The organism is Sinorhizobium sp. NFACC03 (assembly GCF_900103435.1).
Classification (GTDB): Bacteria; Pseudomonadota; Alphaproteobacteria; order Rhizobiales; family Rhizobiaceae; genus Ensifer.
In genome coordinates this window covers 102367-128893 of record NZ_FMXF01000011.1, presented here as the reverse complement: position 1 = coordinate 128893, position 26527 = coordinate 102367, and the positions used below count along the sequence as shown (strand labels likewise).

Below are 26527 nucleotides of genomic sequence, written 5' to 3'. Positions count from 1 at the left end.
GCTGTTGGGCCGGTCTAGAAGCACCAGGAAAGGCCGGATTGGGCGAGCGCCAGGAAGATATCGGCGCCATTTTCGACCCAGCCGCGGAAGGCGAGCAGGAGCACAACCGAGATCGCAGCCGCAAGGCTTGCGGCAAGGGGAAGGCGGATCGAGCGCTGGGTCTTCGTGTTCATGGCGTCATCATAACAGCTCGCGCGGCAAGGGGAAGCCGGGCGATTTGCCGGGTACGGCCGGAGGCGCGTTCCGGTCGGTGCAGGAAACGGTGGAAAACCGCGCCTGAGGTTCCATTCGATTGTGCCCGCAAATGCCGGGAAACCAGAGCTTGCAGCGCATATGCGCAAACATTGAAATAGCCGATTTCGCTGGGGATTGGGCGACCGCCTTAGCGAATGCTTAAGGTCTGTTTGACACTGTTTTTCCACGCGGTCGGAGTGTTCGTGCTCCGATATGACATGAGGTCAGCCAGCTTTATCGGCCCCGGTTTTCCGTATCGATCGTAGGAGGACTCCGCTTCACGCGGATTCGTGACCATGGACTCCCTATGACTGCCACATCTCCTTCCCTGAAACGCAATCTTTCCGTGAGCCAGCGGCTGGCGACGCTTGCCGGCGCCGCTTTTGTCGGTTTTGGCTCCGTGCTCGGGGTGGGCTGGTACCAGGGCAGCCAAGCCAATAACGCCTTGCAGGGCGCTGTCGCGGCGCAGAACGGCCTGACGACCGTCGATGAGGTCCATCTGGCGACGACCAATCTCGTGCTCAACGCGATGGATAGCATCATCGACAGAGAAGAGGGCGCGATCCAGCCGGCGCGCGCCGCCAGCATTGCCGAGATCCTGAAGCTGCTCGAAACGAAGTCCGTCGAGATCCAGGCGCTTGCCAAGCTCTTGGACCGCAGCGAGGTGCTTTCGACCTTCGACGCCGATGTCGCGGAACTGCGCAAGGCGATCGGCACCGACCTGAAGACGTTGATCGAAGGCAAGGCTTCGGCCGACGACTTCGGCAAGATCGATGATGCGATCGATGGCGCCGGCGAACGGGTCGCCACGGCTTTGACCGGACTTTCCGAAGCGGCGACCGAGTTGGTGCAGACGCGCGTTGCCGAGGCGCGCACTGTGTCCGACCAGGCGTTCCAGCTTCAGGTGGCGGCTGGGCTGCTGGCGATGGCCACACTGCTTTATCTGCTCTGGTTCCACGGCAGCACGCTCCGCGCCGGCATCCTCGGCCTACGCAACGGCATGCAGCGGATCCAGAACGGCGATCTTTCAACCAAGGTCGAGGCGCTCGACCGCGGCGACGAAATCGGCGCGATGGCGCGCTCGGTCGATCTCTTCCGTCTTTCGGCCATCGAGAAGCAATCGCTCGAACAGAGCGCCGCACTCAGCCGGCGGGAAATCGAGAAGGAACGCGAAGAGCAGCAGAGCGAGCGTGAGGAAGCGGTGCGCCGTATCCAGGCGGCGATCGACAATCTCGGCCGTGCGCTGACGCAGCTCGCCGATGGCGATCTTGCCGTGGCGATCGAGCGGCCCTTCGACGGCAATCTCGATCAGCTCCGCCAGAACTTCAACCAGACGGTCGAGCGGCTGCGCGTGGTGCTTTCGAGCGTCAAGGAGAATGCGCTCTCGATCGAATCGAACGGTCGCCAGATGCGCACGGCCGCCGACGATCTCGCGCGTCGCACCGAGCGGCAGGCCGCCTCGCTGGAGCAGACGTCGGCAGCCCTCGACGAAATCACCGTCACGGTCCGCACCGCGACCCAGCGCGCCGAAGAGGCAAGCCGCATGGTCGGCGAGACGCGCACCAATGCGGAGGAATCCGGCCGCATTGTCGGTGAGGCGATCGCCGCCATGGCGCGGATCGAAAGCGCCTCGAACGAGATCGGCAAGATCATCAACGTCATCGACGAGATTGCCTTCCAGACCAACCTTCTGGCGCTGAATGCCGGCGTTGAGGCGGCCCGCGCCGGTGAGGCCGGCAAGGGCTTTGCGGTCGTGGCGCAGGAAGTGCGCGAATTGGCGCAGCGCGCCGCCGGTGCCGCCAAGGATATCAAGGCGCTGGTCAGCCGCTCCGGCAACGAGGTCGGCAGCGGCGTCAAGCTCGTCCAGGCGACGGGCGAGGCGCTCGGCCGGATCGGCGCCGATGTCGCACGCATCAACGAACACATGACCTCGATCGTCATGGCTGCGCGCGAACAGTCGACCGGCCTCAACGAGATCAGCACCGCCGTCGGCCAGCTCGACCAGATGACGCAGCAGAATGCCGCCATGGTCGAGCAGACCAACGCGTCGAGCCACACGCTGGCGCAGGACGCCGAGCGCCTGACCGGCCTCGTCGGCCAGTTCCGCGAAGGCCACACGATGCAGCGCGCCATGCCCACCTTGCCGCCGGCCCCGGTGGCGCCGCCGGCAAGGGCGGCAATTGCTTCGGCGCAGACGAAAGCCCCTTCGGCTTCTGCCGTTCAACGGCCGGCCGCCAAGGGCACCGGCGAACCGGTGCCGCTGCGCAAGATCGGCACCGCCAAAATGGCCTCGTTTCCAACTCCATCTCCCGCAAAGGCCCTGATGGGCAAGCTGGCGGGCGCATTCGGCAACAAACCGGGCTCTGTGCCGTCGACGACGGCTTCCGGTGAAAACTGGGAAGAATTCTGATCATGACCAACGCACTCAAGCAGTCCGGTGCCTATCTCGAAATCGTGTCGTTCCATCTCGGCGACCAGGAATTCTGCATCGATATCATGGCGATCCGCGAAATCCGCGGCTGGGCGCCGGTGACGCCGATGCCGCATACGCCGCCTTACGTGCTCGGCCTCATCAACCTGCGCGGCGCGGTGATCCCGGTCATCGACATGGCCGCCCGCCTCGGCATGAAAATGACGGAGCCGTCGGAACGCTCGGCGATCATCGTCACCGACATCGCCGGCAAGCTCGTCGGCCTGCTGGTCGAGCAGGTCTCCGACATGATGACGATCAAGAGCGAAGCCCTGCAGCCGGCGCCTGAGATCATTCCGGAAGCGCAGCGCGCCTTCTGCCGCGGCATCGTCGCTCTGGAAAAGACGATGGTCTGCTTCCTCAACCTCGACACGGTCATTGCCGACGAGCTGGCCCAGGCCGCCTGAGTTCGACACCTGGCAGAATTGACGGGCACCCCGGCGGGATCTCCGCTGGGGTGTTTTTCGTTTCGGCAGGTAGTGGATCGCGCCGGTCAAATTAAACTTCGGCAATGATCTTCACGCTTGGGCGATACCATTGTGACAAATCGTCATGTGGCGAGCTGGAATACTTGTACTAACTTACCGTTGTTGCTGAGTGCCCGAACGGAGGCCGGGTGCTCGGTCCCGACAACAGGAGTTGGACTCATGACAATCTCTGTAAGGAAACTTGTAGCTGCGCTCTCCGTAACGATGTTGATGGCTGGCCCGGCTCTGGCTGATAGCTACTATCAGGGCATCGACGCCAACAATCCTCCCGGAACGCGGAACACGCAAAAGGCCATGCCGCTGATGAAGCGGCCCTCTGCCACGGTTGACACGATGTCGACGGGCAGCATCAACAGAACCTCCACACCGACCCCCGTCTATCGCGATCGTCAGCCTTTCGGCGGCTATCAGGGCGGTGACGGCGAATATTATCAGGGCATCGTCCCGCCGAACTCCTACTAGGGCAGCGGAAGTGGAATGGGGTGCTCCCAGACACTTCGCCCTGTTCCGCCCTGATGAGGTTTCGCGAGCGCCCGTGAAGGGGCGGGCGCTTCGCACTCTTGAGACGGATATCCTTGCAGGCTGACGCAGGCGGCAGGGGACCCTTACTGCGGCTTTCCGTTTTGCCAGGTCACCGTCTGGCCGTAGAGCGGAATGGTGCTGATCGACATCTTGGCCGAGCCGTCGGTCAATTCACGCGAATGCGCGAGATAGATCAGCGTATCGTTCTTCCGGTCGTAAATCCTTGTGACCAGCAGGTTCTTCCAGACAAGCGAAAGCCCTGAGCGAAACACTTCCTCGCCTTCCTTCGATAGCTCGATGTCGCCGATTTCGATCGGGCCGGTCTGCCGGCAGGCGATCGAGTTGTTCGACGGGTCCTCGAACCAGTTGCCGTTCTTCAGCCTGTCGATGACGCTGCGGTCGAAATAGGTGACGTGGCAGGTGACGCCCTTGATCTTCGGGTCGGTGACGGCATCGATCATGATATCGTTTCCGAGCCAGTCGACGCCGACCTCGCCGACCGTTTCGGCGCGGGCGGGCAGGGCGGTTACCGTAACGGCGGCGAGACTGGCAACGAAGAGAGCGCGAACAGCACGCAACATGGATGTCCTCCTGCAGCGACGCGCGTCACTGAGACGCGTGAGAGGTCGCCGTAGCGTTTCGATGGCTGCATGTTTCGTCCGCGAACCGGTTGCGGTCCAAGGAGACATGCATTGGCCAAGCTCACATAGGTTCGGGAAGCGGCATTACAAGCCGTGGGGGGCAGTCAGCCGGTATCGCGCAGCAGCCGCGGCTCGAAGCTTCGGCTATCGGCGGCACGCATCTGTGCGGCTGCGGCCGCCAGCGCCCGCGCGCTCGCGTCCGGCTGGAAGCGGCCGGCAATCGTGCAGCGGTCGCGCCCGTCGGCCTTGGCATCGTAGAGCGCCATGTCGGCGCGGATCATGATGTCGCTGATCGTGTCGCCCGGGACAGCCTCGGCAAGACCGATGCTCACCGTCAGCCGGATCGGCCGATCGAAACGGCCGATCGGCGTGTCGCGCACCACGCGGCCGATCTCCTCGGCAAGCGTAAAAGCGGCATCTTCCGTGCAATTGGGCAGGACGATGCCGAACTCTTCGCCGCCGATGCGCCCCAGCGTGCCGCGGCTGGTGAGACAGGTGGCGACGGTGCCGGCAAAATGGCCGAGGGCGGCATCGCCGACCGCATGGCCATAGCGATCGTTGATCTGCTTGAAGTAATCGAGATCGAGCAGCAGGAAGGATACCGGCTGTTGCCGCGCGAGACTGGTGGTGAGGGCGCGCTGGCCGAGATCAAGCAGGGCGCGCCGTGACAGAACCCCCGTCAGCTCGTCGCGCGCGATCGTGGTCTTGAGCTCGGTGATCACCCGGTTCTGGATCATCAGGATCACGCCCAGGAACAGCGCAGGCAGGTAGAAGTAACGCATGACGGCGCAGGCGAAATCCCAGCTGACGGGTGCAGGCGGGACCGACGCTGTCGCGTGGGCGGCGGGCGAAAACACGGTGACCGCGAGCAGCGTCGAGCAGCCGGTTGCCACGCAGGCGATGACGCAGAGCCGCTCTATCGGCCCGGGCGCCTGGCGCCGGTGCTGCGAACAGACGGCGATGATCAGCACGAAGGCGGCGGCAATGCCGATGACGGAGAGCGCATGCAAGGTGGTGCTCTTGGCACCGAATGCGGCAATCAACAGCGCGACGAACGCCAGGGACGCGGCCGCAACGAGGGACGTCGAGGTGCGTCTTTGAACGCCGAGCGCGTGGTGAAAACCGCAGAGCACGAGCAGGCAGGCGCCGGCCAGGAACACGAGACCGATCAGGGACAGAGGCTGCAGCGTCGGAAACGCGGAGAGCATCATGAACAGGGTCGCGGCACTTGCCACCGCACAGGCCGCGGCGAAGTCCGTGCCGCCCTCGATCATCGAGGCCCGCAGCGAAATCAGGACCGGGAGCATCGCCAGGAGGGCAATGATCGATATGGCAGGGAGAAAGCTCATTTCGAAACGGCCTGTCGTGCTAAAGTCAACAAAGGCGGCTTGCGTCTCAGCCAGATATGCAAGGCCAATTGGTAGCGAGGGCGCCTTAACGAAACCCGGTGAAATCCGTTGCAATTTTACCGATTGGTCGGGATTGGCACGGTTGTTCACATGCGCACCCCGGCAACCGATAGACGGTGGATTGTCCCGGCCTTCAGGCGCGCCAGGATAAGAGACCCATGGATGTCCTTTGGCCGATGCCAGGGCCGCGCGAGACGACCTGGAAACCGGGCCTGACAGCAAACGCCGGACGGGGGGGAACCCGAGCGGGTTTTCCTCATTCCGCGCCTGCGGGCCAAATTCCTCCTCGTCCACTGGATGGGGATCCGACCCGCGGTGACGGTGGAAACCTGGGAGAGATGAGGTGTTTACGGGAACATGGCTCTTCGAAGACAGGGCGGATGCCGGACGGCAGCTCGCTGAGACGATCGCGGGCGAGACGCTGATCGATCCGCTGCTGGTGGCGCTGCCGCGCGGCGGCGTGCCGGTTGCCTATGAGATCGCGGTTCGCATCGGCGCGCCGCTCGACATCTTGATCGTCCGCAAGATCGGCGCGCCGGGGCACGCGGAATTCGGGCTCGGCGCGCTGGTCGACGGCGAGGAGCCTGAACTGGTTCTCAATCGCCAGGCGATCCGGCTTGTGCGTCCGGCAAAGGGCTATCTGGAGGCGGAAACCCAACGCCAGCATGCCGAAATCCTGCGGCGCCGTACCCTTTACTTCGGCGATCGCACGCCAATCTCACCCAGGGATCGCGACGTGATCCTCGTCGACGACGGAATTGCCACCGGCGGGACCGTGCGCGCGGCGATCAGGGCGTTGCGGCGAGCAAGCCCACGCCGCCTGATCCTTGCGGTTCCGGTGGCGCCGAAAAGCGAAATCGCCGAGTTGCGCAGCTCCGTCGACCTCATCATCTGCCTCGCCACCCCCTTTGCCTTCCGCGCCGTCGGCCTGCACTACCGCGACTTCGAGCAGACGAGCGATGAGGAAGTGATCGCGTTGATGAAGAAGGCACGGCGGGAAGACGAGAGTTGAATGCGTCGACGCTGGCGCCTCGGTTGCCGTGAACGCCGTAACCCGTCCGAATAGTTGCATGAAGCGCGCTCGGCCGTATTGCAACGGCAGGCCTCACGCGCCACATTCCCGGCGCGAGATGTTGGCGGAGTGGGCGCCGGAGGAGGCGACCCTGAGGAGGGACTATGGCCGCGAAGCTGGAAATTGGAAAGACGCTCGAGGATTTCTGTCGTCCGGAGCGCATGGCGCTGGTCGTCTACGACATGCAGGTGGGTATCACCAGGCAGATGAAGAATGGTGCCGAGATTACCGGCCAGGTGCTGAAGGTGCTGGACGCAGCGCGGGCAGGCGGCTTTCCGGTGATCTTCCTTCGGCACCTCTCAATGCCGAAGCCGCTGATGGGCGCCTTCCAGATGCGCCAGGCGATGGCGTGGCAGCGGACGGACGATCCGGATGCGGTGCATCCCTGGTTCCTGCGCGGCACGCCGGGCTTCGAGCTCGTGCCGGAGCTTCAGCCCCGCGAGGACGAGGCGATCCTCGACAAGATCACGTTCTCCGCCTTCGAGGGCACGCCGCTTGCCATGATCCTGCGTGATCTCGGGCTCACCTCCTTTGCGATCTGCGGCATCGCCACCGAAATCGGCATTGACCCGACCGTGCGCCACGCCACCGACCTCGGCCTGGTGCCGGTCGTCGTGCGCGACGCCTGCGGGGCAGGGCATCATGAGGCCGGCGAACGCTCGATGGAAAACATCGTCTTCATGGGCGATGCGATCATGACCGACGTTCAGGCGATCACGGCGGCGATGACCAAGGGGCGATGACCAGAGGGTAGGGCGGCAGTGCCGCTGCCGCCGCCTGTTCTATTCAACCCACTACGGAACCTGCAATGACCGAAAACCTCCGCATCCGCCCGATAACCAGAGCTGACTATGAGCAATGGCTGCCGCTCTGGGATGGCTACAACGCCTTTTACGGCCGATCCGGCGAAACCGCGCTCGACCCCGCGATCACTGCCATGACCTGGTCGCGCTTCTTCGATGCCTATGAGCCTGTTCATGCGCTGGTGGCCGAGAGCGAGGGGCGGCTGATTGGGCTCACCCATTACCTCTTTCACCGCAGCACGACGGCGATCCAGCCGAATTGTTATCTGCAGGACCTCTTCACCAACGCCGAGGCACGCGGAAAGGGTGTCGGGCGGGCACTGATCGAGGGCGTCTACGAGGCGGCGCGGGCGGCCGGCTCGCCACGGGTCTATTGGCAGACGCACGAGACCAACGAGACGGCGATGGCGCTCTACGACAAGGTGGCGGAGAAGTCGGGATTTATCGTCTATCGCAAGATGGTTTGAGGCGCTTACGGCGCGTCGCGATCTTTTCGCACGACGTTATCGCAAAACTGCTGCGCACGGCGCGGCAAAGCGGTGTGCGGCACCTCACGTATCCGCCTTTGCGAGGTTGCCGACTTCGTTTGTAGCGGCGCTCGGCAACTGCATGGTCCAGATTTCGGTCAAGCCGAAGCCCTTGATGTCTTCATGGCCCGAGCATTCGAATTGGAAGTGCTCGTTCAGGCGCCGCCTGATCTCCGCGGTCGTCGTGATGCAGCCGGGCTTGCCGATCGCTTCCAGGCGCGCGGCGAGGTTCACCGGCGCCCCCCAGACGTCGTAGGCGTATTTCGTTCGCCCAAGCACGCCGGCCGTCACCGATCCCGACGCCATGCCGGCGCGAAGCCTCAGCACGACATCGTAGCGTTCGCCGATCTCGCGGGCAGCGGCGATGGCGCCGAAGCCGAACGCGGCGGCCGCCTTCTCGGGGGCGGGGTGTCGGGCGGGCACGCCGGCCACCGCAAGATAGGCATCGCCAATGGTCTTGATCTTCTCAACACCGACCGCCGCCGCCAGCCGATCGAATTCGCTGAAGAGTTCGTTGAGCAGGCTCACGGTCCTTTCCGGTCCCAGGCTGTTTGACAGGCTCACGAACTGGACGATGTCGGTCAGGACCACGGTCGCGTGCTCGAATTCGTTGATGATCGTTTCCCGCTCATTCCTCAGCAGGCGCGCCACGATCTCGTCCGGCATGATCGACGCCATGAGGCGGGCCAGCCGCCCTTGTGCTTCTCTCGCCAAGTGGAAGGCATAGTAGATCGTGGCGAAGCACATGAGGGTGAGGGTGACGATCGATGAGGAATAGATGAGCTGCAGGAAGCCGCTGGCGTCATAGACGCCTGATCGCGCCTCCGGGAACGCGATGGATGCCGCGATGACCGTGATTGTGGCTGTGGCGCTCAAGACCGCCACCAGGGCGACGTTCTGGAACCCAAGGATCGCGAAGGCGACCGGCGTTGCGCCGAGCAGCGTCAAAAGCACGCCGGAGTCTCTGCCGACATAGGAGGCGATCCACACGAGGATCACGACGCAGATCCCGAATTCCCAAAGCCCTGATGCCACGCGCCCGAACCGATGAAAGAGGGGCGTCAGCGCGGCGGCCGCCGCCAGAGCGAGATTGGCATAGACGAGCGGGACCAGACTTGGTTCGCCGTGGAGTGCGTAGATGAGAGCAAAGCCCGTGGTGGTGACGACGATCACGCACGCCGCGACATTCGCAACGAGAATGCCTTCGCGGTCATCCTCGGCAGCATTTGAAGCGCCTACCTCCAGCAGGCCGCGAACAGCGCTCGTCCAGGACATGTCTCCATCCACTTCGCGTCGAGGGAGATCGGTACAAGGTTTCGTTCAAACGCGAGAATTGTGCTTGCAATTATTAGTGCACTTCGCCGGTCGACGCCATGAGATCGCCGGTTGCGCGGTTACTTGGGAATGCACGTGAGGAGGAATTCGGATGGGCGTGATCGAGGGCGTCTACACGGCGGCGCGGCCGGTTAGACGCACGAGACCAACGAGACGGCGATGGCGTTTTACGACAGGGTGGCGGAGAAGTCGGGGGTCTTGGTGTATCGAAAGTGTTTTAGATCGGTAACGATCGGCGTCTGACGCTAATTTTCATCGAATTGTGCCCAATCCACCGGGCCCGTGAAATCGGCCAGGTACTCTGGATCGAAAGCAATTTCGACGTCTCCGGAGTGCAATCTTTCGTGCTTGACCACTTGTGGCCTACTGCTATTCGAAGGATCACCGAGGTTTATGAACAGGATCATCTCTCTGATCATAATCGCGTGTCGCCAGAACCTGTTCCAGAGCCATTGATGGTCGCCTCGCATAGAGTTCTGATCAGAAAGGATGGCAGCGGGAGCGTCAGTGGCATTTGGAAGAGGACGGAAAGGTGAGAATTCGTGAAGGACGCGATGCGTGCGCTCGTGGATACGTTCGACCCTGTGCACGTCGTCATCGTCAAGTGGTTCGATGTCTAACCGCCAGTCTGCTTTGCTGGTTGCATCGTCAATTTGCGAAAGCGTGGCCCGTTGGGGAAATTTCAGCTCGTTCCTTCCCTTTAGCTGCTTAAATGTGGCACCCACTTTGTAGCCTTGCCGCGGACTAGACAGGCTACCTTCTTCAATGCCTGAGGCCGCGATGCACAGATAGGAGATCATTTCGCAGGCTTTTCGAAGCTGAAGAGCCGCGTTTTCGAGGTGTATGAGGGACACCTGGTTTGCCCACAGCTGCCTGCGGCAACTGATTAGGCGAATCTTAAGGAACCATGTGCCGAGAACATATTTCTTGACGAGCTCCTCTTGTGAAAACACCCGCTCACGCCTTCTCGACAAACCCATCCAGCACGCGCTTCTGGCCGGCGCGGTCGAAATCGATGGTGAGCTTGTTGCCTTCGATCGCGGCGATGTTGCCGTTGCCGAACTTGATGTGGAAGACGCGGTCGCCGACCGAGAAGCGTGAAGGTTCCGTGGCCGTGGATTTCGCCACCAGCTCGCCGTCGATGGTGCGGCCGCGTGGGCCACTTTCGCCGTAGCCGATGCGTTCGACCGCGTGGCCGGAGCGGGTGCCCCAGTTGTCGCGGGTGGCGTCCGAGCGGTGCTGCTGGGCGCGCTTCCAGCCGGGGGTGGAGTAGGTGTTCTGGAAGGGATCGGCCTTGTCGAAGCGTGACTGGCCGTAACCGCCGCGGCCATAGCCGCCATAGGATTGCTCGCTCTCGGCCACGTCGACATGGGCGAGCGGCAGCTCTTCGAGGAAGCGCGAGGGCAGCGTCGATTGCCAAAGGCCGTGGATGCGACGGTTGGAGACGAACCAAATGTGGCAGCGGTGCTTGGCACGGGTGATGCCCACATAGGCAAGGCGCCGTTCTTCTTCCAGGCCGGAGCGGCCGCCTTCGTCGAGCGCGCGCTGGTGCGGGAAGAGACCTTCCTCCCAGCCGGGCAGGAAAACGGTGTCGAACTCCAGCCCCTTGGCCGAGTGCAGCGTCATGATCGACACGGCGTCGAGGTTTTCGTTCTGCTCGGCATCCATGACGAGGGCGACGTGTTCGAGGAAGCCGCGCAGGCTCTCGAAGGCTTCCATCGAGCGGATGAGTTCCTTGAGGTTTTCCAGCCGTCCGGGGGCCTCGGCCGACTTGTCGTTCTGCCACATGGCGGTATAGCCGCTCTCGTCGAGGATCTGCTCGGCAAGCTCGGTGTGCACGGTGGTTTCCAGCAGGCTCTGCCAGCGGCGGAAATCGGTGACGACGTCGAAGAGGGCTTTCCGCGCCCTCGGCTTCAACTCGTCGGTCTCGATGATGTCACTGGCGGCAGCCAGCATCGGGATATCGCGAGCGCGGGCATAGTCGTGCAGGGTGCGCACGGTGGTGTCACCGAGGCCACGCTTCGGCGTGTTGACGATGCGCTCGAAGGCGAGGTCGTCGGCCGGCTGGCAGACGAGGCGGAAATAGGCCATCGCATCGCGGATTTCGAGGCGCTCGTAGAAGCGCGGGCCGCCGATGACGCGGTAGTTGAGGCCAAGCGTGACGAAGCGGTCTTCGAACTCGCGCATCTGGAACGATGCGCGCACCAGGATCGCCATGTCGTTGAGCTTGTGGCTCTTGCGCTGCAGCTGTTCGATTTCCTCGCCGACGGCGCGGGCCTCCTCTTCGGAATCCCAGGCGGCGTGCACCTGCACCTTCTCATCATCCGGATCGGTGCGGTCGGTAAAGAGCGTCTTGCCGAGACGGCCCTCATTGTGGGCGATCAGGTGGCCGGCGGCACCGAGGATGTGCTCCGTCGAGCGATAGTTGCGCTCGAGCTTGATGACCTTGGCGCCCGGGAAATCCTTCTCGAAGCGCAGGATGTTGTCCACTTCCGCGCCGCGCCAACCATAGATCGACTGGTCGTCGTCGCCGACGCAGCAGACATTCTGCGGAACGCCCTTCGGCCGCTGGGCCAAGAGCCGCAGCCACATGTACTGCGCCGTGTTGGTATCCTGGTACTCGTCGACGAGGATGTAGCGGAACTTGTCGTGATAATCCTTCAGCACGTCCGCATGGTTACGGAAAATGCGGATCGGGTGCAGGAGCAGATCGCCGAAGTCGCAGGCGTTCAGTGTCAGCAGCCGGTTCTGGTAGGCGGCGTAGAGTTCGCGGCCCTTGCCGTTGGCAAAGGCGCGGGCGTCACCCTCAGGGATCTGCGCGGGATCGAGGCCCTTGTTCTTCCAGCCGTCGATCATGCCGGCGAACTGCTTGGCCGGCCAGCGCTTGTCGTCGATGCCTTCGGCCTGGATGAGCTGCTTGATCAGCCGCACCACGTCATCGGTGTCGAGAATGGTGAAATCGGAGCGCAGGCCGACGAGCTCGGCATGGCGACGGAGCAGCTTGACGCCGATCGAGTGGAAGGTGCCGAGCCAGGGCATGCCTTCGACCGCATGGCCGACGAGCACGCCGATGCGCTCCTTCATCTCGCGCGCCGCCTTGTTGGTGAAGGTCACCGCAAGGATTTGCGAAGGGAAGGCGCGGTTGGTCGAAAGGATGTGGGCGATGCGGGTCGTCAGCACGCGGGTCTTGCCGGTGCCGGCGCCGGCAAGCACAAGCACGGGACCGTCAAGCGTTTCGACCGCCTCGGCCTGTTCCGGGTTGAGGCCGGAGAGATAATCCGGGCGCGGCTGGGCGCGATCGCGCGCAGCCATGGCGCGCGCGGCAATACCGCCGGCGGCGGGGATACCTCCGGGGGCTGGCGGCTGCTTGCGCGGCGCCGGCTCCTCATCGAAGAAAGGAATGTCGTCGAAACCACTCATCATGCGGCTCAATGTAGTGATTCGGGGGGGAAAGGCCAGAAAGGATGTTCTTCTTTTATTCCGTTTTCTGCGCCAGCCGCACCAAGCCTGTGGAAAGACAGGCGATTTCGAGACCGCTTATTCTTGGTCGCACGTTTTGATTTGTCGCATGTCGTATCGCAAAACCGCTGCGCACTTTTGCGCGGTATGCTTTATCCCGCCGTCTTATCAAAGACGGTATCGACCGGGACCTGCAGCGCTGTGGCAAGCTGGTTGGTGCGGGCGGCGAGCGAGATCACCCGCAAGAGGTCCGCATGCTCGGCATCGCTCAGGCCCTTCGCCCTTGCCGCGGCCGTATGGGAATGGGCGCAGTAGCCGCAGCCATTGGTGACGGACACGGCGATATAGAGCATCTCTTTCACCAGCGGATCGAGCGCAGAAGGCGTTGCCATCACCGCCTTGACGTCGCCCCAGGTCTGCTCCAGCAGGCCCGGGTCGAAGGCGAGCCACAGCCACATATTGTTGATGAAATCGGATTTGCGCGTGGCGCGGATATCGTCGAACACGGCTTTGACGCGCGGGTCGGCTTCCGGGTTCTTCGGCGGCGTAACGGTGCTCATGGGCTCTCCTGCATGGTGTTGCCGGCGGCCCTGCGCCGCCGGATTGAAGAGTATGGATCAAGCAAGGGCGAAGACGCGCGCCGGGCCGCCGGTGCCGCCGCGATGCTTCGGCGCGCCGAGAATGAGCGTCGCGCCTTTGGCCGGCAGCTTGTCGAGATTGGCGGCGGCCTCCAGCCCCCAGCGGCCCGCGGGCAGCCAGGCATAATGCGTGGCGAAATCCGGTGAGGGGCCATGGTCGAGCGAAAGTGTGTCGACGGCAATGCCGGCGGCCTTGCTTTCCTCGATGAGATACTTCGCCGCCTCGGCGTGAAAGCCGGGGAAGTGCAACTTGCCGCCGCCATCGGCATTGCGGAATTTCTCCGTGCCCATATGCGCGCCCCAGCCCGAAAGCATGGCGACGCAGGCGTTTTCCGGGATCTCGCCATTGGCGGCGACCCAGGCCTTGAGGTCGTCGGGCGTCACCTGCGCATCGGCGTCGGCCGTTGCCTTCTCGCGGATATCGACGATGCAGAGCGGCACGACGAGCTTTTCCACCGGCAGCTCGGCGACCGACAGGCCATCGGCGGAGAAGTGCAGGGGCGCATCGACATGGGTGCCGGTGTGTTCGTTTATGCGCAGTTCGAACAGATTGAACTTTTCTTTGGCGTAGCTGAACTTTTGCTCGCGGAAGAACTGCTGCTGGCCGAAGAAGGTCGGGAAATCCTCGTGCAGTTCGTGGGTCAAGTCCGTGACGCTACTATGTCCCTGAGCCAATGCCGGGGGTGCTGCACCGACGCTCGCGGCGGCGAGGCTGGCGGTTCCAACTGCAGCGGCTTTGAAGAAGCTGCGGCGCGACAGCATGCGCGCCTTCACCGTTTCCATCACACAGGCATCGCACATCGATCTTGCTCTCCTTCAAGAAACTTGAAAACCAGACGGCGAAACCGCTCGAAAAAGCGGCCGGCGGTTGCAGGATAGCGCGACCGACGCCGCTGTAAATGCCGGCCTATGCAGCAAAGTGCGGTTCACGCTGAAAGCTGCGCTGGAATTGCTCTGCACGTCATCATGCCGCCACCAAATTCGCTTTTATTACAATTGCGTAATGATGGCATTCCGTCATTGCCCCGACGCGCGCGAACGGGGATACTCCGCCCACTCGGAACGAACCGCCGGCCGCGCCGCGCTGGGGCGTGTTTTATGCTTAATCTGGAGACTTGAATGCGGGTTTGGAAACAGCTTGCGGTGAGCGCCGCTGTGCTTCTCGTGGGCGCAACCGTCTGGCTGCGGTTCGTACCCGGCGCAGGTGAGACGCTCGCCGCCATCGGCGTTTCGCACCCGCTGATCGATGCCCTGTCCAAGCCCGGCGCCGGTAGCGGTGAGGGTGGCGAGCGCGGCAATGGCCGCGGCCAGGGCGGCAACAATGCCATCCTCGTCATGGTTCGTCCTTCGGCGACCGCTGTCGTCAACGACCGGCTGAACGCGATCGGCAACGGCGAAGCGATCCACTCCGTCACCGTGACGCCGACGGCCACCGGCAACCTCACCGAAATTCTTGTCCGCTCCGGCGAAAAGGTGGCCCAGGGCCAGGTGATCGCCAAGCTTGACAGCGACGATCAGAAGATCGCCGCCGACCAGGCGCGGCTGAACCGCGACAGCGCCCGCGAAAAGGTCGAGCGCTACCGCAATCTCAGCAACGCACGCGCTATGACCGCAGTCGAAGTGCGCGACGCCGAAATCGCCATGCAGACAGCAGAGCTGGCGTTGAAAACCGCCGAGCTCGACCTCAAGCGCCGCGATATCGTCGCGCCATCCAAGGGTGTCGTCGGCATCATCACCGTCAATGTCGGCGACTATGTCACGACGACGACGCCGATCGCCGTCGTCGACGACCGCTCGGAAATCCTCGTCGATTTCTGGGTGCCGGAGCGCTTTGCCAACAAGATCACCGTCGGCCAGCCGGTCACGGCTTTTGCGATCGCCCAGCCGGGCAGCCAGCTCGACGGCGCAATCCACGCGATCGACAACCGCCTCGACCAGGCAAGCCGCACACTGCGTGTGCGCGCACGGCTCGAAAACCCTGACGACCTGCTGAGGGCGGGCATGTCCTTCTCCGTCACCGTCGCGTTTGATGGCGACACCTATCCGACCGTCGATCCGCTGGCGATCCAGTGGAGCTCGGAAGGCTCCTACATCTGGCGCGTTGCCGGCGATAAGAGCGAAAAGGTGCCGGTGAAGATCATCCAACGCAATCCGGACAAGGTGCTCGTCGACGCGGCCCTTAACGAAGGCGACGAGATCGTGACCGAAGGCGTGCAGCGCCTGCGCGACGGCGGCGAAGTGCGCATCGCCGGTCGCGAGCGCAAGCAAGAGCCTGCCCAGAAGGTCGCGGAGGAAACCAAGTGAGCGGCGGCGAAGGGCACAGCAAAACGTCCGCCCGCGAGCGCGGCAAGACCGGCTTTACCGCACTCTTCATCCGCCGGCCGATCTTTGCGCTGGTGGTCAACACGCTGATCGTCGTTGCCGGTCTTGCCGCCTGGAACGGCATCGAGATCCGCGAGCTGCCGCAGGTCGACCAGCCTGTCATCTCGGTGACCACCACGCTCGATGGCGCCGCCCCCGAGACGATGGACCGCGAGGTGACCTCGGTGGTCGAGGGCGCGGTCTCACGCGTGCAGGGCATCCGCGACATCTCGTCGACCTCGTCCTTCGGCCGCAGCCGCGTGACGCTGCAATTCTCCGACACGACCGATATCGGCCAGGCCTCGAACGACATTCGCGACGCGCTCGGCCGGGTGCGCAACCAGTTGCCCGACAATGTCGACGAGCCGAGCATCGTGAAGGCCGATGCCGACAGCCAGCCGATCATGCGGCTGGCGCTCACCTCCGACACGATGTCGATGGAAGACATGACGCTGCTCGTCGAAAACGAGGTCAGCGACCGGCTGGCTGCCGTCGAAGGCGTGGCCGACGTTGCCGTCTATGGCGACCAGGAGAAGATCTTCCGCATCGACCTCGACCAGGCGAAGCTCGCCGGGCGCGGGGTGACGGTGGCGAACCTGAGGACCGCGCTCGCCAACGCCTCATATGACGTGCCGGCCGGCAAGCTGACCAGCGCCAGCCAGGACATCTCGGTGCGCGCCACGGCCGACCTGCAGACGCCGGAGCAGTTTGAAAACCTGATCCTCGTCAACAATGTGCGCCTGCGTGACGTGGCCACCGTGACGCTCGGTCCCGATACCGGCACGACGGCGCTGCGCTCCAACGGCCGCCAGGGCATTGGCCTCGGGATCGTGCGCCAGGCGCAGTCAAACACCGTCGATATTTCCGAGGGCGTGCGCAAGGTCGTCGATACGATCCAGACGCAGATCCTGCCCGAGGGCACGCAGCTCAGGATCACCAGCGACGATGCCGTCTTCATCAACGGCGCCATCCATGAGGTCGAGATCGCGCTGATCGTCGCCGTCTTCATCGTAACGCTGGTCATCTACATGTTCCTGCTCGACTGGCGGGCGACGCTGATCCCGACGATCAGCATGCCGATCGCGCTGATCGGCACGGTGGCGGCGATCTATCTCGCCGGCTTTTCCATCAACATCCTGACGCTGCTGGCGATCGTGCTTGCGACCGGGCTCGTCGTCGACGATGCCATCGTGGTGCTCGAAAACATCGTGCGGCGGCGCGCCGAGGGGCTTGGGCCACGGGCGGCCGCCGTGCACGGCACGCTCGAAGTGTTCTTCGCGGTGCTGGCAACGACGGCGACACTTGCTGCCGTCTTCGTGCCGCTGTCGTTCCTGCCGGGGCAGACCGGCGGTCTGTTCCGCGAGTTCGGCTTCGTGCTCGCCTTCTCGATCCTGCTTTCCTCCTTCGTGTCGCTGACGCTCTGCCCGATGCTGGCCTCGCGCATGCTGACGAAGGAGCAGCATACGGTGCCGGGGCCGATGGCGCGGTTCGGCGCGCGGGCGGCCGGTTTTTATCGGGTGACACTTCGCGCCTGCCTCAACTCGCCGCTGATCGTCTTTGCCGTTGCCGCTTTCTTCACGGTGATGGGGGCCGCCGGCTTCCTGACGCTGAAATCGGAGCTGACGCCGACAGAAGACCGCTCGCAGGTGATGATGCGCATCAACGCGCCGCAGGGTGTCTCGCTCGATTATGCCCAGGCGCAGATGCGCCGCATCGAGGACGGGCTGCAGCCGCTGGTCAAATCCGGCGAGATCGACAACATCTTCTCGATCTCGGGGCAGGGCGGCTCGGTCAACAGCGGCTTCATGGTGTTGACGCTCGCTTCCTGGGAGAAGCGCGACCGCAGCCAGCAGGAGATCGTCGCCGAGATCAACAGGGTGACGGCGCGCATTCCATCGGTCCGCGTCTTCGCCATGCAGCCGAACAGTCTCGGCATTCGCGGCGCCGGCAGCGGCCTGCAGGTGGCGCTTGTCGGCAACGACTACAACAAGCTCGGCGATGCGGCGGCGAAGCTGGTGCGCCAGATGGAAGACACCGGCCGCTTCGAGAACGTCCGGCTCAACTACGAGGCCAACCAGGCGCAGCTTTCGATCACCATCGACCGCGAGCGCGCCTCCGACATGGGTGTCGATATTGGCGGCCTTGCCTGGGCGCTGCAGGCGATGCTCGACGGCAACAGCGTCGTCGATGTCTATGTCGACGGCGAATCCTACCCGGTGAAGCTGCTCTCCTCCACCAATCCGGTCAACGACCCGACCGATCTGCAGAACATCTTCCTGAAGGCCGGCGACGGCAAGATCGTGCCGATGTCGACCATCGCCAGCGTCGAGGAGATGGCGGTGGCGCCGCAGCTCTCGCGGGAATCGCAGCTTCGCGCCGTCTCGCTCTCCGCGGGCCTCAAGTCGGACCTTGCCCTCGGCGAAGCGCTGACCATGGTCGAGCAGATGGCCGAACCGCTGCTGCCGCCGGGCTCGCGCATCATGCCGCTCGCCGAGGCCGCGACGCTCAACGAAAACGCCAATGGCCTCTTCGTCACCTTCGGCTTTGCGCTCGTCATCATCTTCCTGGTGCTGGCCGCCCAGTTCGAAAGCTTCGTCAGCGGCCTCATCATCATGTCGACGGTGCCGCTGGGGCTTGCCTGCGCGGTCTTCGCGATGATCATGACCGGCAATACGCTCAACATCTACAGCCAGATCGGTCTGGTCATGCTCGTCGGCATCATGGCGAAGAACGGCATCCTGATCGTCGAATTCGCCAACCAGTTGCGCGATCGCGGCCAGGACGTGCGCTCGGCGATCGAGAACGCGGCCAATATCCGCCTGCGCCCTGTGATGATGACGATGATCGCCACCATCGTCGGCGCGGTGCCGCTGGTGCTGGCAAGCGGCGCGGGTGCGGAAGCACGCATCGCGCTCGGCTGGGTGCTGGTCGGCGGTCTCGGGCTGGCGGTGATCGTCACGCTCTACCTGACGCCGGTCGCCTACCTCGTCATTGCCCGCTTCACCAAGCCGCATGCGGACGAGGAGCGCAAGCTGCACGAAGAGATGGATGCAGCGGCGGCGCTGGAGGCGCATTGAGCCGGTAACTGGCGGACATTCCTACGCTACATTTCGAGCCAGGCGGCAATGAGAAAGATCGTTGCCGCCAGCCCGCCGAGTGCGGTTCGCCCGGCATGGAGCCTGCCCCAGCGCTTGAGCAGGCTGCGGCTTTCTTCGCCAGTTTCCTCCGGCCGCGTTGCCTCCAGCTTGCGATTGACCGGCATGACGAAGAGCAGCGTATAGGGCCAGTTCAGGATGATGATGGCGGCACCCATGCCCCAGAGCACATGGCCAGTCCTTCCCCAGGCGGCAGCGCCGAGCAGGCCCGAGATGAGGGCGAGCGTCGCCTGCATCTCGAAGGCGCGACGGTAGGAAGGTACCCACTGCGCCAGTGCGGCGCGATCGTCGAGATGGAGCCTTGCGGGCTGTTCGGCCAGATTGATGTAGATGGCGGCGCCGAAAAAGATCGACGCGGTGAGCAAAGCGGTGAGACCCAGCATTGCCTCTCTCCCTTCACGCCAACATGATAATCCAATGCCGGCAATTGAGTAGGTGTTTTCTGCGGCTTTTGCCCTCATACGTGGCATTGCCGAAAGGATCTTCAGTGGTTCGCCCGCCGTCAGATGACGCATCGAGATGGCGCGACGCATCTCTTGTGACACTCCGGTCTCACGTCAGGCGTTTTCCTGCGCTACGTTCCCCAAGAAGTGCGCGAGTGTCTGGACAAAGTGATTCCGATTTGCACAGTAGCGCCTTGAAATGACTGCGCTTCCCGGGCATCTGCAAAGGGGATGCCGCAGATGCAAGAGGAAGGACGTTTTCCGTGGCATTGAAGGCGATCAGAGCTGGCGTGAGAAACGAGGCCGGCATCACGGCGGCGAAGGAAGAACTGGGCATCCGCTTCGGCGACCGGTTCCAGACGGGCGAGGCGATCCGCGCCCAGCACGCCCACACCACCACCTACATTCCGGCACAGCTTCCCGATGCGGTGGTGTTTGCCGAAAGCGCCGAAGACGTTCGTGAGATCGTTCGGATTGCGGCCCGGCACAAGGTGCCGCTGATCCCCTTCGGCACCGGCTCTTCGCTCGAGGGCCATATCAATGCGCCGAATGGCGGCATCTCGGTCGATCTTCAGCGCATGAACAAGGTGCTGGAGGTTAATGCAGAGGATCTCGACTGCCGGGTGGAGCCTGGCATTACCCGCGAAGAGCTCAACACCTATCTGCGCGACACCGGTCTCTTCTTCCCGATCGACCCCGGTGCCAATGCCTCGATCGGCGGCATGGCCTCGACGCGGGCTTCGGGCACCAATGCGGTGCGCTACGGCACGATGAAGGACAATGTGCTGGCGCTGACTGTCGTGACGGCCGACGGGCGCGAGATCCGCACCGCTCACCGGGCCCGCAAGTCTTCGGCCGGCTACGATCTGACGCGGCTCTTCGTCGGCGCGGAAGGCACGCTCGGCATCATCACTTCGATCACGCTAAGGCTGCAGGGCATCCCGGAGGTCATTTCCGGCGGCGTCTGCCCGTTCCCGACGATCGAAGACGCCTGCAACGCGGTGATCCTCACCATCCAGTCGGGCATTCCGGTGGCGCGCATCGAGCTTCTCGATGCGCTGCAGATGAAGGCCTGCAATGGCTATTCCGGCCTTTCCTATGCCGAAACGCCGACGCTCTTCGTCGAATTTCACGGCAGCGCCGAAAGCGTCGAGCTGCAATCGCGCCAGTTCGGCGAGATCGCGGCGGAGTTCGGCTCGTCAGGCTTCCAGTGGACGACCAATCCGGAGGAGCGAGCGCGGCTCTGGAAAGCGCGGCACAATGCCTACTGGGCGCAGAAAAGCCTGATCCCGGGTGCGGCGATCCTGTCGACAGACGTCTGCGTGCCGATCTCGCGGCTGGCCGATTGCGTCGTCGCTACCCAGGAGGACAGCGCCGCCCACGGGCTGACGGCGCCGATCGTCGGGCATGCAGGTGACGGGAACTTCCATGTCGGCCTGCTGTTCGACGACAAGGACGCAGCCGACGTGGCGCGGGCCGAGGCTTTTGTAGAGCGGCTGAACGCCCGGGCGCTTGCAATGGATGGAACCTGTACCGGCGAACACGGCATCGGCCAGGGAAAGATGCCGTTTCTCGAAGCCGAGCTTGGTGACGCGCTGGACCTGATGCGGCAGGTCAAGCGTTCGCTCGATCCGGACAATATCTTCAACCCAGGCAAGATCTTCGCCTGAGGCGGAACCCCGCGCGGGGGCGTCTGGTTTTGGCCCAATTTTTCGGGCAATGCGCCGGCGCCAAAGTGTGGTACTGCATAGTTCCGAAGTCGGAATCGACCTTGACCGAATTATGCGGCAAATCAGAGCGTCAGGGCGCGAGCCTCTGGCGGTCAAGTGATGTGCGGCGCGCAATGCGCCGATGAATTGAATGGGAATGTAGGCACGGTGCTTTCGCGAATTCTGCTTGCCGTCGGTGGACTTGTGGTCGTGGCGCTTTTCGCGGCGCTGATCGCTCCGTGGTTCATTGACTGGACGGATTTTCGCAAGGAGTTCGAGCGCGAGGCGAGCCGCATCATGGGCAAGCCGGTCGTCGTACATGGCAGCGTCGATGCGCGGCTGATCCCGTTCCCGACCGTGACGCTGAACGACGTGCGCGTCGGCGCCGGCGAAGACGGTGAGCCACTGATCCGGGTGGCGCAGTTTTCCATGAGCGCGGAACTGGCGCCTTTCTTAAGCGGCGAGGCGCTGATCTTCGACATGCGGCTCGACCGGCCGAAGGCCAAGGTAAGGCTGTTGCCGGATGGTACGCTCGACTGGGCGCGCGGTCGCCGCACCTCGATCCCGGCTAAGACCGTCGTGCTCGAAAACGTCGAGATCACCAATGGCCAGATCGAATTTGTCGACGAGCAGACCGGCCGAACCCGTCGCGTGAGCGGGCTTGCTGCCGATGTTTCCGCCCGCTCGCTTACCGGTCCCTGGAAAGTGGAGGGGCGTGCGGCGCTCGACGGCGAAGTGGGCAGCTTCTCCTTTACCAGCAACGAGGTGGACGCAGCGGGGGCGCTCAGCCTCAAGGCAAGGGTGACGCCCGACAAGCGCCCCTTCGGCGTCGAGACCGATGGCGCGCTGAAGATCGTCGATTTCAAGCCCGTTTACAGCGGCCGCTTCACCCTGACGGAAAACCGGCAGGGCGAGGAGAAGGATGACGCGCGGGCGCCGTTGCGCATCAACGGTGATTTCCAGCTTACCAACGAGAGCATCCGCGTTCCGGATTATCGCTTCGAGGTCGGTTCGACGGATGATCCCTATGTGGTCACCGGCGAGGCGACGCTCGATACCGGCAAGGACCAAAAGTTCCTGCTGATCGCCGACGGCCAGCAGATCGACGTCAGCCGCATCGGTCCCAGCCGCAATGCCAAGACCGGCCGCGACCCGGCGATCTCCATGCGCCAGCGACTGGAGGCGATGCTCGCTATTGCTGCCGAGATTCCCATTCCGCAGGTGCCAGGCCGGGCCAGCCTGAAGCTGCCGGCGATCGTCGTCGGCGACACGACGGTGCGCGACGTGCGCATCGACGTCCAGCCCGATGGCGCCGGCTGGGTGATCGACAATGTCGTGGCCCTCTTGCCGGGGCGCACGCAACTCGAAGCGAAGGGGCGGCTGAACCTTAAGGGACAGCGCAGCTTCCGCGGCGACCTGCTGCTCGCCTCCAACCAGCCCTCTGGTCTTGCGAACTGGCTGGCGGGCTCGGTCGACCCGGCGATCCGCAAGCTGAAGACCGCCGGCTTTTCGGCCAAGGTGAACCTGACCGATACGCTGCAGCAGTTCGAAAACCTCGAATTGGCCGCAGGTGAGGCGAGCCTGAAGGGCCGGCTCGAACGGCAGTCCTTTGCCGAGCAGCAGCCGAACCTCTCGCTGCAGCTCAAGGGCAACCGCATCGATTTCGAGGCGCTTCAGGCGCTGACTGGACTGGTGGCGGGCGATGCCTCCACGCAGACGCTGCTTCAGCATGCGATCGCCGCCGACCTCTCGGCCGACGAGTTCTCCGCCTTCGGTGAAGAAGCCAAGGACGTGCAGGCGGTGTTGACGCTGAAGAACGGCCAGCTTCAGGCCGAACGCTTGGCGATCGGCGCGCTCGCCGGCGCTCAGCTGGCTTTCTCCGGTCGGGCTAGCGGCGATCTGGACAAGCCCGTCGTCTCGGCCAAGATGAAACTTGCCGCCAAGAACCTGACGCCATTCCTGGAAATGATCGGCCGGCACGCGGTCAACCATCCGGCGCTGCGGCAGCTGATCAAGGCCGGGCCCTATTATAGCGACGCGGCTTTCGACGTGACGCTGACGGCCGGCAACAAGGAAGGCAATGCGCCGGCGACCTTCGGCATCTTCGGTACGGCGAACGGCACCAAGATTGCGGCCAGCTACCAGGCGCCGGATATGGTGCAGGCGCTGACCGGCAAGGCGATGCTGCTCGAAGCGACGCTTGAAAACCCTGAAACCCGCCTGCTTCTCGGGCAGACCGGTTTTGATCCCTTGCCCTTCGATGCGGACGCCAACGGCATCCTCTCGGTCAAGCTGCAAAGCACCGAAGGGTCGAAGGCCAACGGCACGGTGACCTTCACCACCGAGAAGTCGTCGCTGGCAGCCAAGGGCAATGTCGATCTTTCCCGCGACCACTTCCTCGAAGGCCAGGCAAAAGTCACGCTCCAGACCCGGGACGTCGAGCCCTATCTGCTGCTGCAGGGGGTCGCGCTGCCGCAGATGGGGAGCGGCCTGCCACTGACGATCTCGGCCGATGTCGCCGCAAGCCCGGAGGCGATCGCGCTGACGGCGGTCGAGGGCAAGGCAGACAACAACGCCTTTACCGGCACCTTGACCGTGGACCGCAAATCGCCGGGCGCCGCCGCCGGCCAGCTCACCGTCGATACGCTCGATCTTGCCTGGCTGGGCGAGGGCATCCTGGGCGCGGTCGAGGATGCGAACGGCGCGTTCTCGAAGAGCGCCCTGGCGCAGCCGGCCTGGACCGGCCTCAACGTCGCGCTCGACGTGCAGGCAGGAAAATTCTGGCCGGGCGTCTATGGTGCGATCACGAGCTTTACCGGCAAGATGGAGTGGAAGGGCGACGAGCTTTCCCTGACCGATGCCACCGGCGACTGGCTGGGTGGCAAGCTTGCCGGGCGGGTGCAGGTCGGGAACGCCAACGGCTCCGGGTTCCTGCGCTCGCGCCTGGACGTCAAGGGCGGTGACCTGACCCAGGCGGGCTGGACCCATGCCGGCGCACCGGTGGCGACCGGGACATTCGATCTTTCCGTCGCGCTGGAAGCATCCGGCGCAACACCGGAGGCGATGGCCCATGCGGCAAGCGGTTCCGGCACCGCGACCTTCAACGGCATGACGCTGAACGGCATCAACAGTGCGGCTTTGCCGCAGTTGATTGCTGCCGCGGATGGCCAAAAGAGGCAGATTTCGGCGGACAGCATCCGCAGCGCGGCGGAAGCGGCCGTGTTCTCCGGCCAATCGGTGGTCGGCGTCGTCAAGGCTCCCTTCAGCGTCGCCGGCGGCGTGCTGAGGGTGCAGAACGTTACGGCTGGCGATGGCAGTGCCGCCTTCATGGGCGCAGCGGCGCTTGACCTTGCGGCCGGCCGGATCGATGGCGGCATCGACCTGACCTTCCGGCCCGGCGAGGAAGCGCTTGCCGGTACCGAACCACGCGTGCGGATCGGCTATGCCGGCCTGCTGGAGGCGCCGGGCGTCAGCCTCGACGTGGCCGATCTGGCCAATTTCCTGTCGCTGCGCGCCTTCGAACGCGAGCGCCGCCGGGTCGAGATCCTGCAGGCGAACGTGCTGGAGAAGCAGCGGCTGCGCCGCGAAGTGGCGCTTTACAAGGCGAAGGTGGAAGGACGCGAACTCGAACGGCGACGTGCCATTGCCGACGAGCGCCGGCGTGCTGCCGGGGCTGCGGAAGCGGCCCGCGTCAAGGCTGAAGTGGAAGCGCGCGCCGAGGCCGAGCGCAAGGCCGAAGCGGAGCGCAGGGCCGAAGCCGAACGGCAGGCCGAAGCTGCGCGCCGGGCACAACAGGGGCCATCGCGCGTGCGCGGTGCCGGCCAGGAACAGCAGCCGATCCCGCCGCAGAGCGGCTCCGACGATGTCCAGGGCGGCAGCACCGGGCGGGCACCCGGCCAGAAGCTGGACTTCGACGTGCTGCCCGACGTCACGGTGCAATAACCAGCGCTCAAATCTGAAACGATAGGCCCGCCTCCTGAGGTGGTTTTCCGTGCGTTGCGCCCGTCCAGGTCCGGCGGGACTTGCAGGCCTATCGAGAGCCACAAGAGGCTCCAGATGAACTAAAGCGCGTCGCGATCTTTCAGATTCGCTCCTTGCGCTTTAAGTTCTTGATATTTCGCATGTCGTTGTCGCAAAACCGCTGCGCACTTTTGCGCGACAGGCTTTAGACCGCGACGTCGTGTTCCTCGCGCGCAGCTTCCCAGACTTCCCGCGCGGCATCCAGGTTCATCAGTGCAATCCCCAGGCCAACGATCAAATCCGGCCAAGCTGATTGCCACAGGTAAGCTGTCGCCAGACCCGCGCCGATGATCGCGACATTGGCGAAAGCATCGTTGCGGGCAGACAGGAACGCAGCCCGTGTGAGGCTGCCGCTCGTATGACGGTAAGTGACGAGAAGGTACGCGCAGAACAGGTTGGTCAGGAGAGCGCCAAAGCCAGCCAGGGATAGGGCAAAGGGCTCAGGCGGGATTGGATCCATGAACTTCGCCCACGCCGTCCATAAAAAAGCCAGCGCAGGGACAAGCAGAATGAATGCCATTGCCATGCCGACCCGAGCGCGGCTCCGCGCCGTCCATGCCAGCGCAAAGAAAATCAGAAGGTTCACGGACGTATCTTCGAGGAAGTCAACGCTGTCGGCCAGCAGGGACACGGAGCCGATGGCCAACGCAACGACGAATTCAACCGCAAAGTAGCCCAGGTTCAACAAGGCGACGAAGAACACGACGCGACGGAGATTGTTATCCACTGAAGGGTTCCTTCGCTGACGAGATAGACCATCGGCAATTTGACACACTTGCTGGCATCAGATTGCTATCTATAGCGTTGCGTTTCGACATATGTATCGTTCATGGAAGATTCAGCCCCGCTGCTCGCAATACGCCGGCTGCATTTTTTGGAGGCGCAACTATCGGCGCACTCGGTGGCTTTTTCGGCCTTGGGGGCGCCGAGTTTCCGATTGCCGCTGTGCCCAATGCGGTCCTGCTGCCTGTGCTCGCCGTGATTATGGTGATCTCTGCCGTGAAGGTCTGGCGACATACCTAGGCAGACTTGCCACGTTTCTGCAGATGCGCTCGCCGCCGGATAGTAGCATTGCTTCCGTTTTTCGCTGGGGATTACCTCCGCGCAGTACCGATTTCGACAAAGTTTAACAATTTCTGAAGTCATTTCTCCACGATTGATAACTAAATTAGCAATCTGTTTTGGAGCGCAGGGAGGGGCGCGGCCAGCTGGCCGCATCTAGCTCCAACTCATTGGAATCG

General features: G+C 63.6%; 20 protein-coding genes. 10 read left to right on the top strand and 10 right to left on the bottom strand.

What is annotated here, in order from left to right; all coding sequences use genetic code 11:
• Nucleotides 1-14: 14 nt before the first annotated feature.
• Nucleotides 15-173, bottom strand: coding sequence for a hypothetical protein (locus tag BLU35_RS35640; protein ID WP_093233699.1), 159 nt, complete (start codon nucleotides 171-173; stop codon nucleotides 15-17).
• Between the two features lie 368 nt (nucleotides 174-541).
• On the opposite strand from BLU35_RS35640, the gene BLU35_RS16080 reads away from it, so the two are divergent.
• The 3 genes from BLU35_RS16080 to BLU35_RS16070 all read left to right on the top strand — a co-directional run bounded on the left by BLU35_RS16080 (nucleotide 542) and on the right by BLU35_RS16070 (nucleotide 3654).
• A complete protein-coding gene (locus tag BLU35_RS16080; RefSeq protein WP_093233698.1) occupies nucleotides 542-2644 on the top strand; it encodes a methyl-accepting chemotaxis protein in 2103 nt (700 codons plus the stop codon).
• A 2-nt stretch (nucleotides 2645-2646) separates the two neighbouring features.
• On the top strand, nucleotides 2647-3111 hold the full coding sequence (locus BLU35_RS16075; RefSeq protein WP_057253527.1) for a chemotaxis protein CheW: 465 nt from the start codon (nucleotides 2647-2649) through the stop codon (nucleotides 3109-3111).
• Between the two features lie 240 nt (nucleotides 3112-3351).
• A complete protein-coding gene (locus BLU35_RS16070) occupies nucleotides 3352-3654 on the top strand; it encodes a hypothetical protein (RefSeq protein WP_082616023.1) in 303 nt (100 codons plus the stop codon).
• Between the two features lie 143 nt (nucleotides 3655-3797).
• On the opposite strand, the gene BLU35_RS16065 is transcribed toward BLU35_RS16070, so the two are convergent.
• Nucleotides 3798-4295, bottom strand: a complete 498-nt coding sequence (locus tag BLU35_RS16065) for a CreA family protein (protein ID WP_093233697.1) — start codon at nucleotides 4293-4295, stop codon at nucleotides 3798-3800.
• Nucleotides 4296-4459: 164 nt separating this feature from the next.
• Entirely contained in the window at nucleotides 4460-5704 is a 1245-nt protein-coding gene (locus BLU35_RS16060) for a GGDEF domain-containing protein (protein WP_286161536.1), read from the bottom strand.
• 403 nt (nucleotides 5705-6107) lie between these two features.
• On the opposite strand from BLU35_RS16060, the gene BLU35_RS16055 reads away from it, so the two are divergent.
• From BLU35_RS16055 to BLU35_RS16045, 3 genes are all read left to right on the top strand, one after another.
• Nucleotides 6108-6776: a phosphoribosyltransferase gene (locus BLU35_RS16055; protein ID WP_093233696.1), complete on the top strand. Its 669-nt coding sequence runs from the start codon at nucleotides 6108-6110 to the stop codon at nucleotides 6774-6776.
• Between the two features lie 164 nt (nucleotides 6777-6940).
• On the top strand, nucleotides 6941-7579 hold the full coding sequence (locus tag BLU35_RS16050) for a cysteine hydrolase family protein (protein WP_093233695.1): 639 nt from the start codon (nucleotides 6941-6943) through the stop codon (nucleotides 7577-7579).
• A 65-nt stretch (nucleotides 7580-7644) separates the two neighbouring features.
• The gene (locus BLU35_RS16045) at nucleotides 7645-8106 is read left to right on the top strand and encodes a GNAT family N-acetyltransferase (protein WP_093233694.1); all 462 of its coding nucleotides are present in this window, start codon (nucleotides 7645-7647) and stop codon (nucleotides 8104-8106) included.
• An 84-nt stretch (nucleotides 8107-8190) separates the two neighbouring features.
• Here BLU35_RS16045 and BLU35_RS16040 read toward each other — a convergent pair whose 3' ends face one another.
• The 5 genes from BLU35_RS16040 to BLU35_RS16020 all read right to left on the bottom strand — a co-directional run bounded on the left by BLU35_RS16040 (nucleotide 8191) and on the right by BLU35_RS16020 (nucleotide 14399).
• Nucleotides 8191-9441 (bottom strand): adenylate/guanylate cyclase domain-containing protein, encoded by a 1251-nt coding sequence (locus tag BLU35_RS16040; RefSeq protein ID WP_093233693.1) that lies wholly within the window; start codon nucleotides 9439-9441, stop codon nucleotides 8191-8193.
• Between the two features lie 305 nt (nucleotides 9442-9746).
• On the bottom strand, nucleotides 9747-10301 hold the full coding sequence (locus tag BLU35_RS16035) for a hypothetical protein (RefSeq protein ID WP_143032937.1): 555 nt from the start codon (nucleotides 10299-10301) through the stop codon (nucleotides 9747-9749).
• Between the two features lie 157 nt (nucleotides 10302-10458).
• Complete coding sequence (locus tag BLU35_RS16030) at nucleotides 10459-12924, bottom strand: ATP-dependent helicase (protein WP_093233691.1); 2466 nt, start codon at nucleotides 12922-12924, stop codon at nucleotides 10459-10461.
• A gap of 188 nt (nucleotides 12925-13112) precedes the next feature.
• A complete protein-coding gene (locus BLU35_RS16025; protein ID WP_093233690.1) occupies nucleotides 13113-13520 on the bottom strand; it encodes a carboxymuconolactone decarboxylase family protein in 408 nt (135 codons plus the stop codon).
• Nucleotides 13521-13577: 57 nt separating this feature from the next.
• Nucleotides 13578-14399, bottom strand: a complete 822-nt coding sequence (locus BLU35_RS16020; protein ID WP_093233689.1) for a cyclase family protein — start codon at nucleotides 14397-14399, stop codon at nucleotides 13578-13580.
• Between the two features lie 318 nt (nucleotides 14400-14717).
• Here BLU35_RS16020 and BLU35_RS16015 point away from each other — a divergent pair, with 318 nt between their 5' ends.
• Together BLU35_RS16015 and BLU35_RS16010 are read left to right on the top strand one after the other, a co-directional pair.
• A complete protein-coding gene (locus tag BLU35_RS16015) occupies nucleotides 14718-15902 on the top strand; it encodes an efflux RND transporter periplasmic adaptor subunit (RefSeq protein ID WP_093233688.1) in 1185 nt (394 codons plus the stop codon).
• Nucleotides 15899-19036 (top strand): efflux RND transporter permease subunit, encoded by a 3138-nt coding sequence (locus BLU35_RS16010; RefSeq protein WP_093233687.1) that lies wholly within the window; start codon nucleotides 15899-15901, stop codon nucleotides 19034-19036. The genes BLU35_RS16015 and BLU35_RS16010 overlap by 4 nt, the downstream gene beginning before the upstream one ends.
• A 26-nt stretch (nucleotides 19037-19062) precedes the next feature.
• On the opposite strand, the gene BLU35_RS16005 is transcribed toward BLU35_RS16010, so the two are convergent.
• On the bottom strand, nucleotides 19063-19497 hold the full coding sequence (locus tag BLU35_RS16005; RefSeq protein WP_057253547.1) for an anthrone oxygenase family protein: 435 nt from the start codon (nucleotides 19495-19497) through the stop codon (nucleotides 19063-19065).
• A 323-nt stretch (nucleotides 19498-19820) separates the two neighbouring features.
• Between BLU35_RS16005 and BLU35_RS16000 the strand changes: the two genes are divergently transcribed.
• Complete coding sequence (locus BLU35_RS16000) at nucleotides 19821-21227, top strand: FAD-binding oxidoreductase (RefSeq protein ID WP_093233686.1); 1407 nt, start codon at nucleotides 19821-19823, stop codon at nucleotides 21225-21227.
• Nucleotides 21228-21470: 243 nt separating this feature from the next.
• Nucleotides 21471-25208: an AsmA family protein gene (locus BLU35_RS15995; RefSeq protein WP_093233724.1), complete on the top strand. Its 3738-nt coding sequence runs from the start codon at nucleotides 21471-21473 to the stop codon at nucleotides 25206-25208.
• A gap of 223 nt (nucleotides 25209-25431) precedes the next feature.
• Here the strand turns inward: BLU35_RS15995 and BLU35_RS15990 are convergent, their stop codons facing one another.
• Nucleotides 25432-26013, bottom strand: a complete 582-nt coding sequence (locus BLU35_RS15990) for a cation efflux transmembrane domain-containing protein (protein WP_093233685.1) — start codon at nucleotides 26011-26013, stop codon at nucleotides 25432-25434.
• Nucleotides 26014-26527: the final 514 nt, after the last annotated feature.

Coding starts and splice junctions, on each gene's coding strand:
- BLU35_RS16030 (WP_093233691.1), bottom strand. CDS start 12,924: ATGATGAGTGGTTTCGACGACATTCCTTTCTTCGATGAGGAGCCGGCG.
- BLU35_RS16065 (WP_093233697.1), bottom strand. CDS start 4,295: ATGTTGCGTGCTGTTCGCGCTCTCTTCGTTGCCAGTCTCGCCGCCGTT.
- BLU35_RS16005 (WP_057253547.1), bottom strand. CDS start 19,497: ATGCTGGGTCTCACCGCTTTGCTCACCGCGTCGATCTTTTTCGGCGCC.
- BLU35_RS16035 (WP_143032937.1), bottom strand. CDS start 10,301: ATGATCTCCTATCTGTGCATCGCGGCCTCAGGCATTGAAGAAGGTAGC.
- BLU35_RS16080 (WP_093233698.1), top strand. CDS start 542: ATGACTGCCACATCTCCTTCCCTGAAACGCAATCTTTCCGTGAGCCAG.
- BLU35_RS16075 (WP_057253527.1), top strand. CDS start 2,647: ATGACCAACGCACTCAAGCAGTCCGGTGCCTATCTCGAAATCGTGTCG.
- BLU35_RS16020 (WP_093233689.1), bottom strand. CDS start 14,399: ATGTGCGATGCCTGTGTGATGGAAACGGTGAAGGCGCGCATGCTGTCG.
- BLU35_RS35640 (WP_093233699.1), bottom strand. CDS start 173: ATGAACACGAAGACCCAGCGCTCGATCCGCCTTCCCCTTGCCGCAAGC.
- BLU35_RS16015 (WP_093233688.1), top strand. CDS start 14,718: ATGCGGGTTTGGAAACAGCTTGCGGTGAGCGCCGCTGTGCTTCTCGTG.
- BLU35_RS16070 (WP_082616023.1), top strand. CDS start 3,352: ATGACAATCTCTGTAAGGAAACTTGTAGCTGCGCTCTCCGTAACGATG.
- BLU35_RS16060 (WP_286161536.1), bottom strand. CDS start 5,704: ATGAGCTTTCTCCCTGCCATATCGATCATTGCCCTCCTGGCGATGCTC.
- BLU35_RS16045 (WP_093233694.1), top strand. CDS start 7,645: ATGACCGAAAACCTCCGCATCCGCCCGATAACCAGAGCTGACTATGAG.
- BLU35_RS16025 (WP_093233690.1), bottom strand. CDS start 13,520: ATGAGCACCGTTACGCCGCCGAAGAACCCGGAAGCCGACCCGCGCGTC.
- BLU35_RS16040 (WP_093233693.1), bottom strand. CDS start 9,441: ATGTCCTGGACGAGCGCTGTTCGCGGCCTGCTGGAGGTAGGCGCTTCA.
- BLU35_RS16050 (WP_093233695.1), top strand. CDS start 6,941: ATGGCCGCGAAGCTGGAAATTGGAAAGACGCTCGAGGATTTCTGTCGT.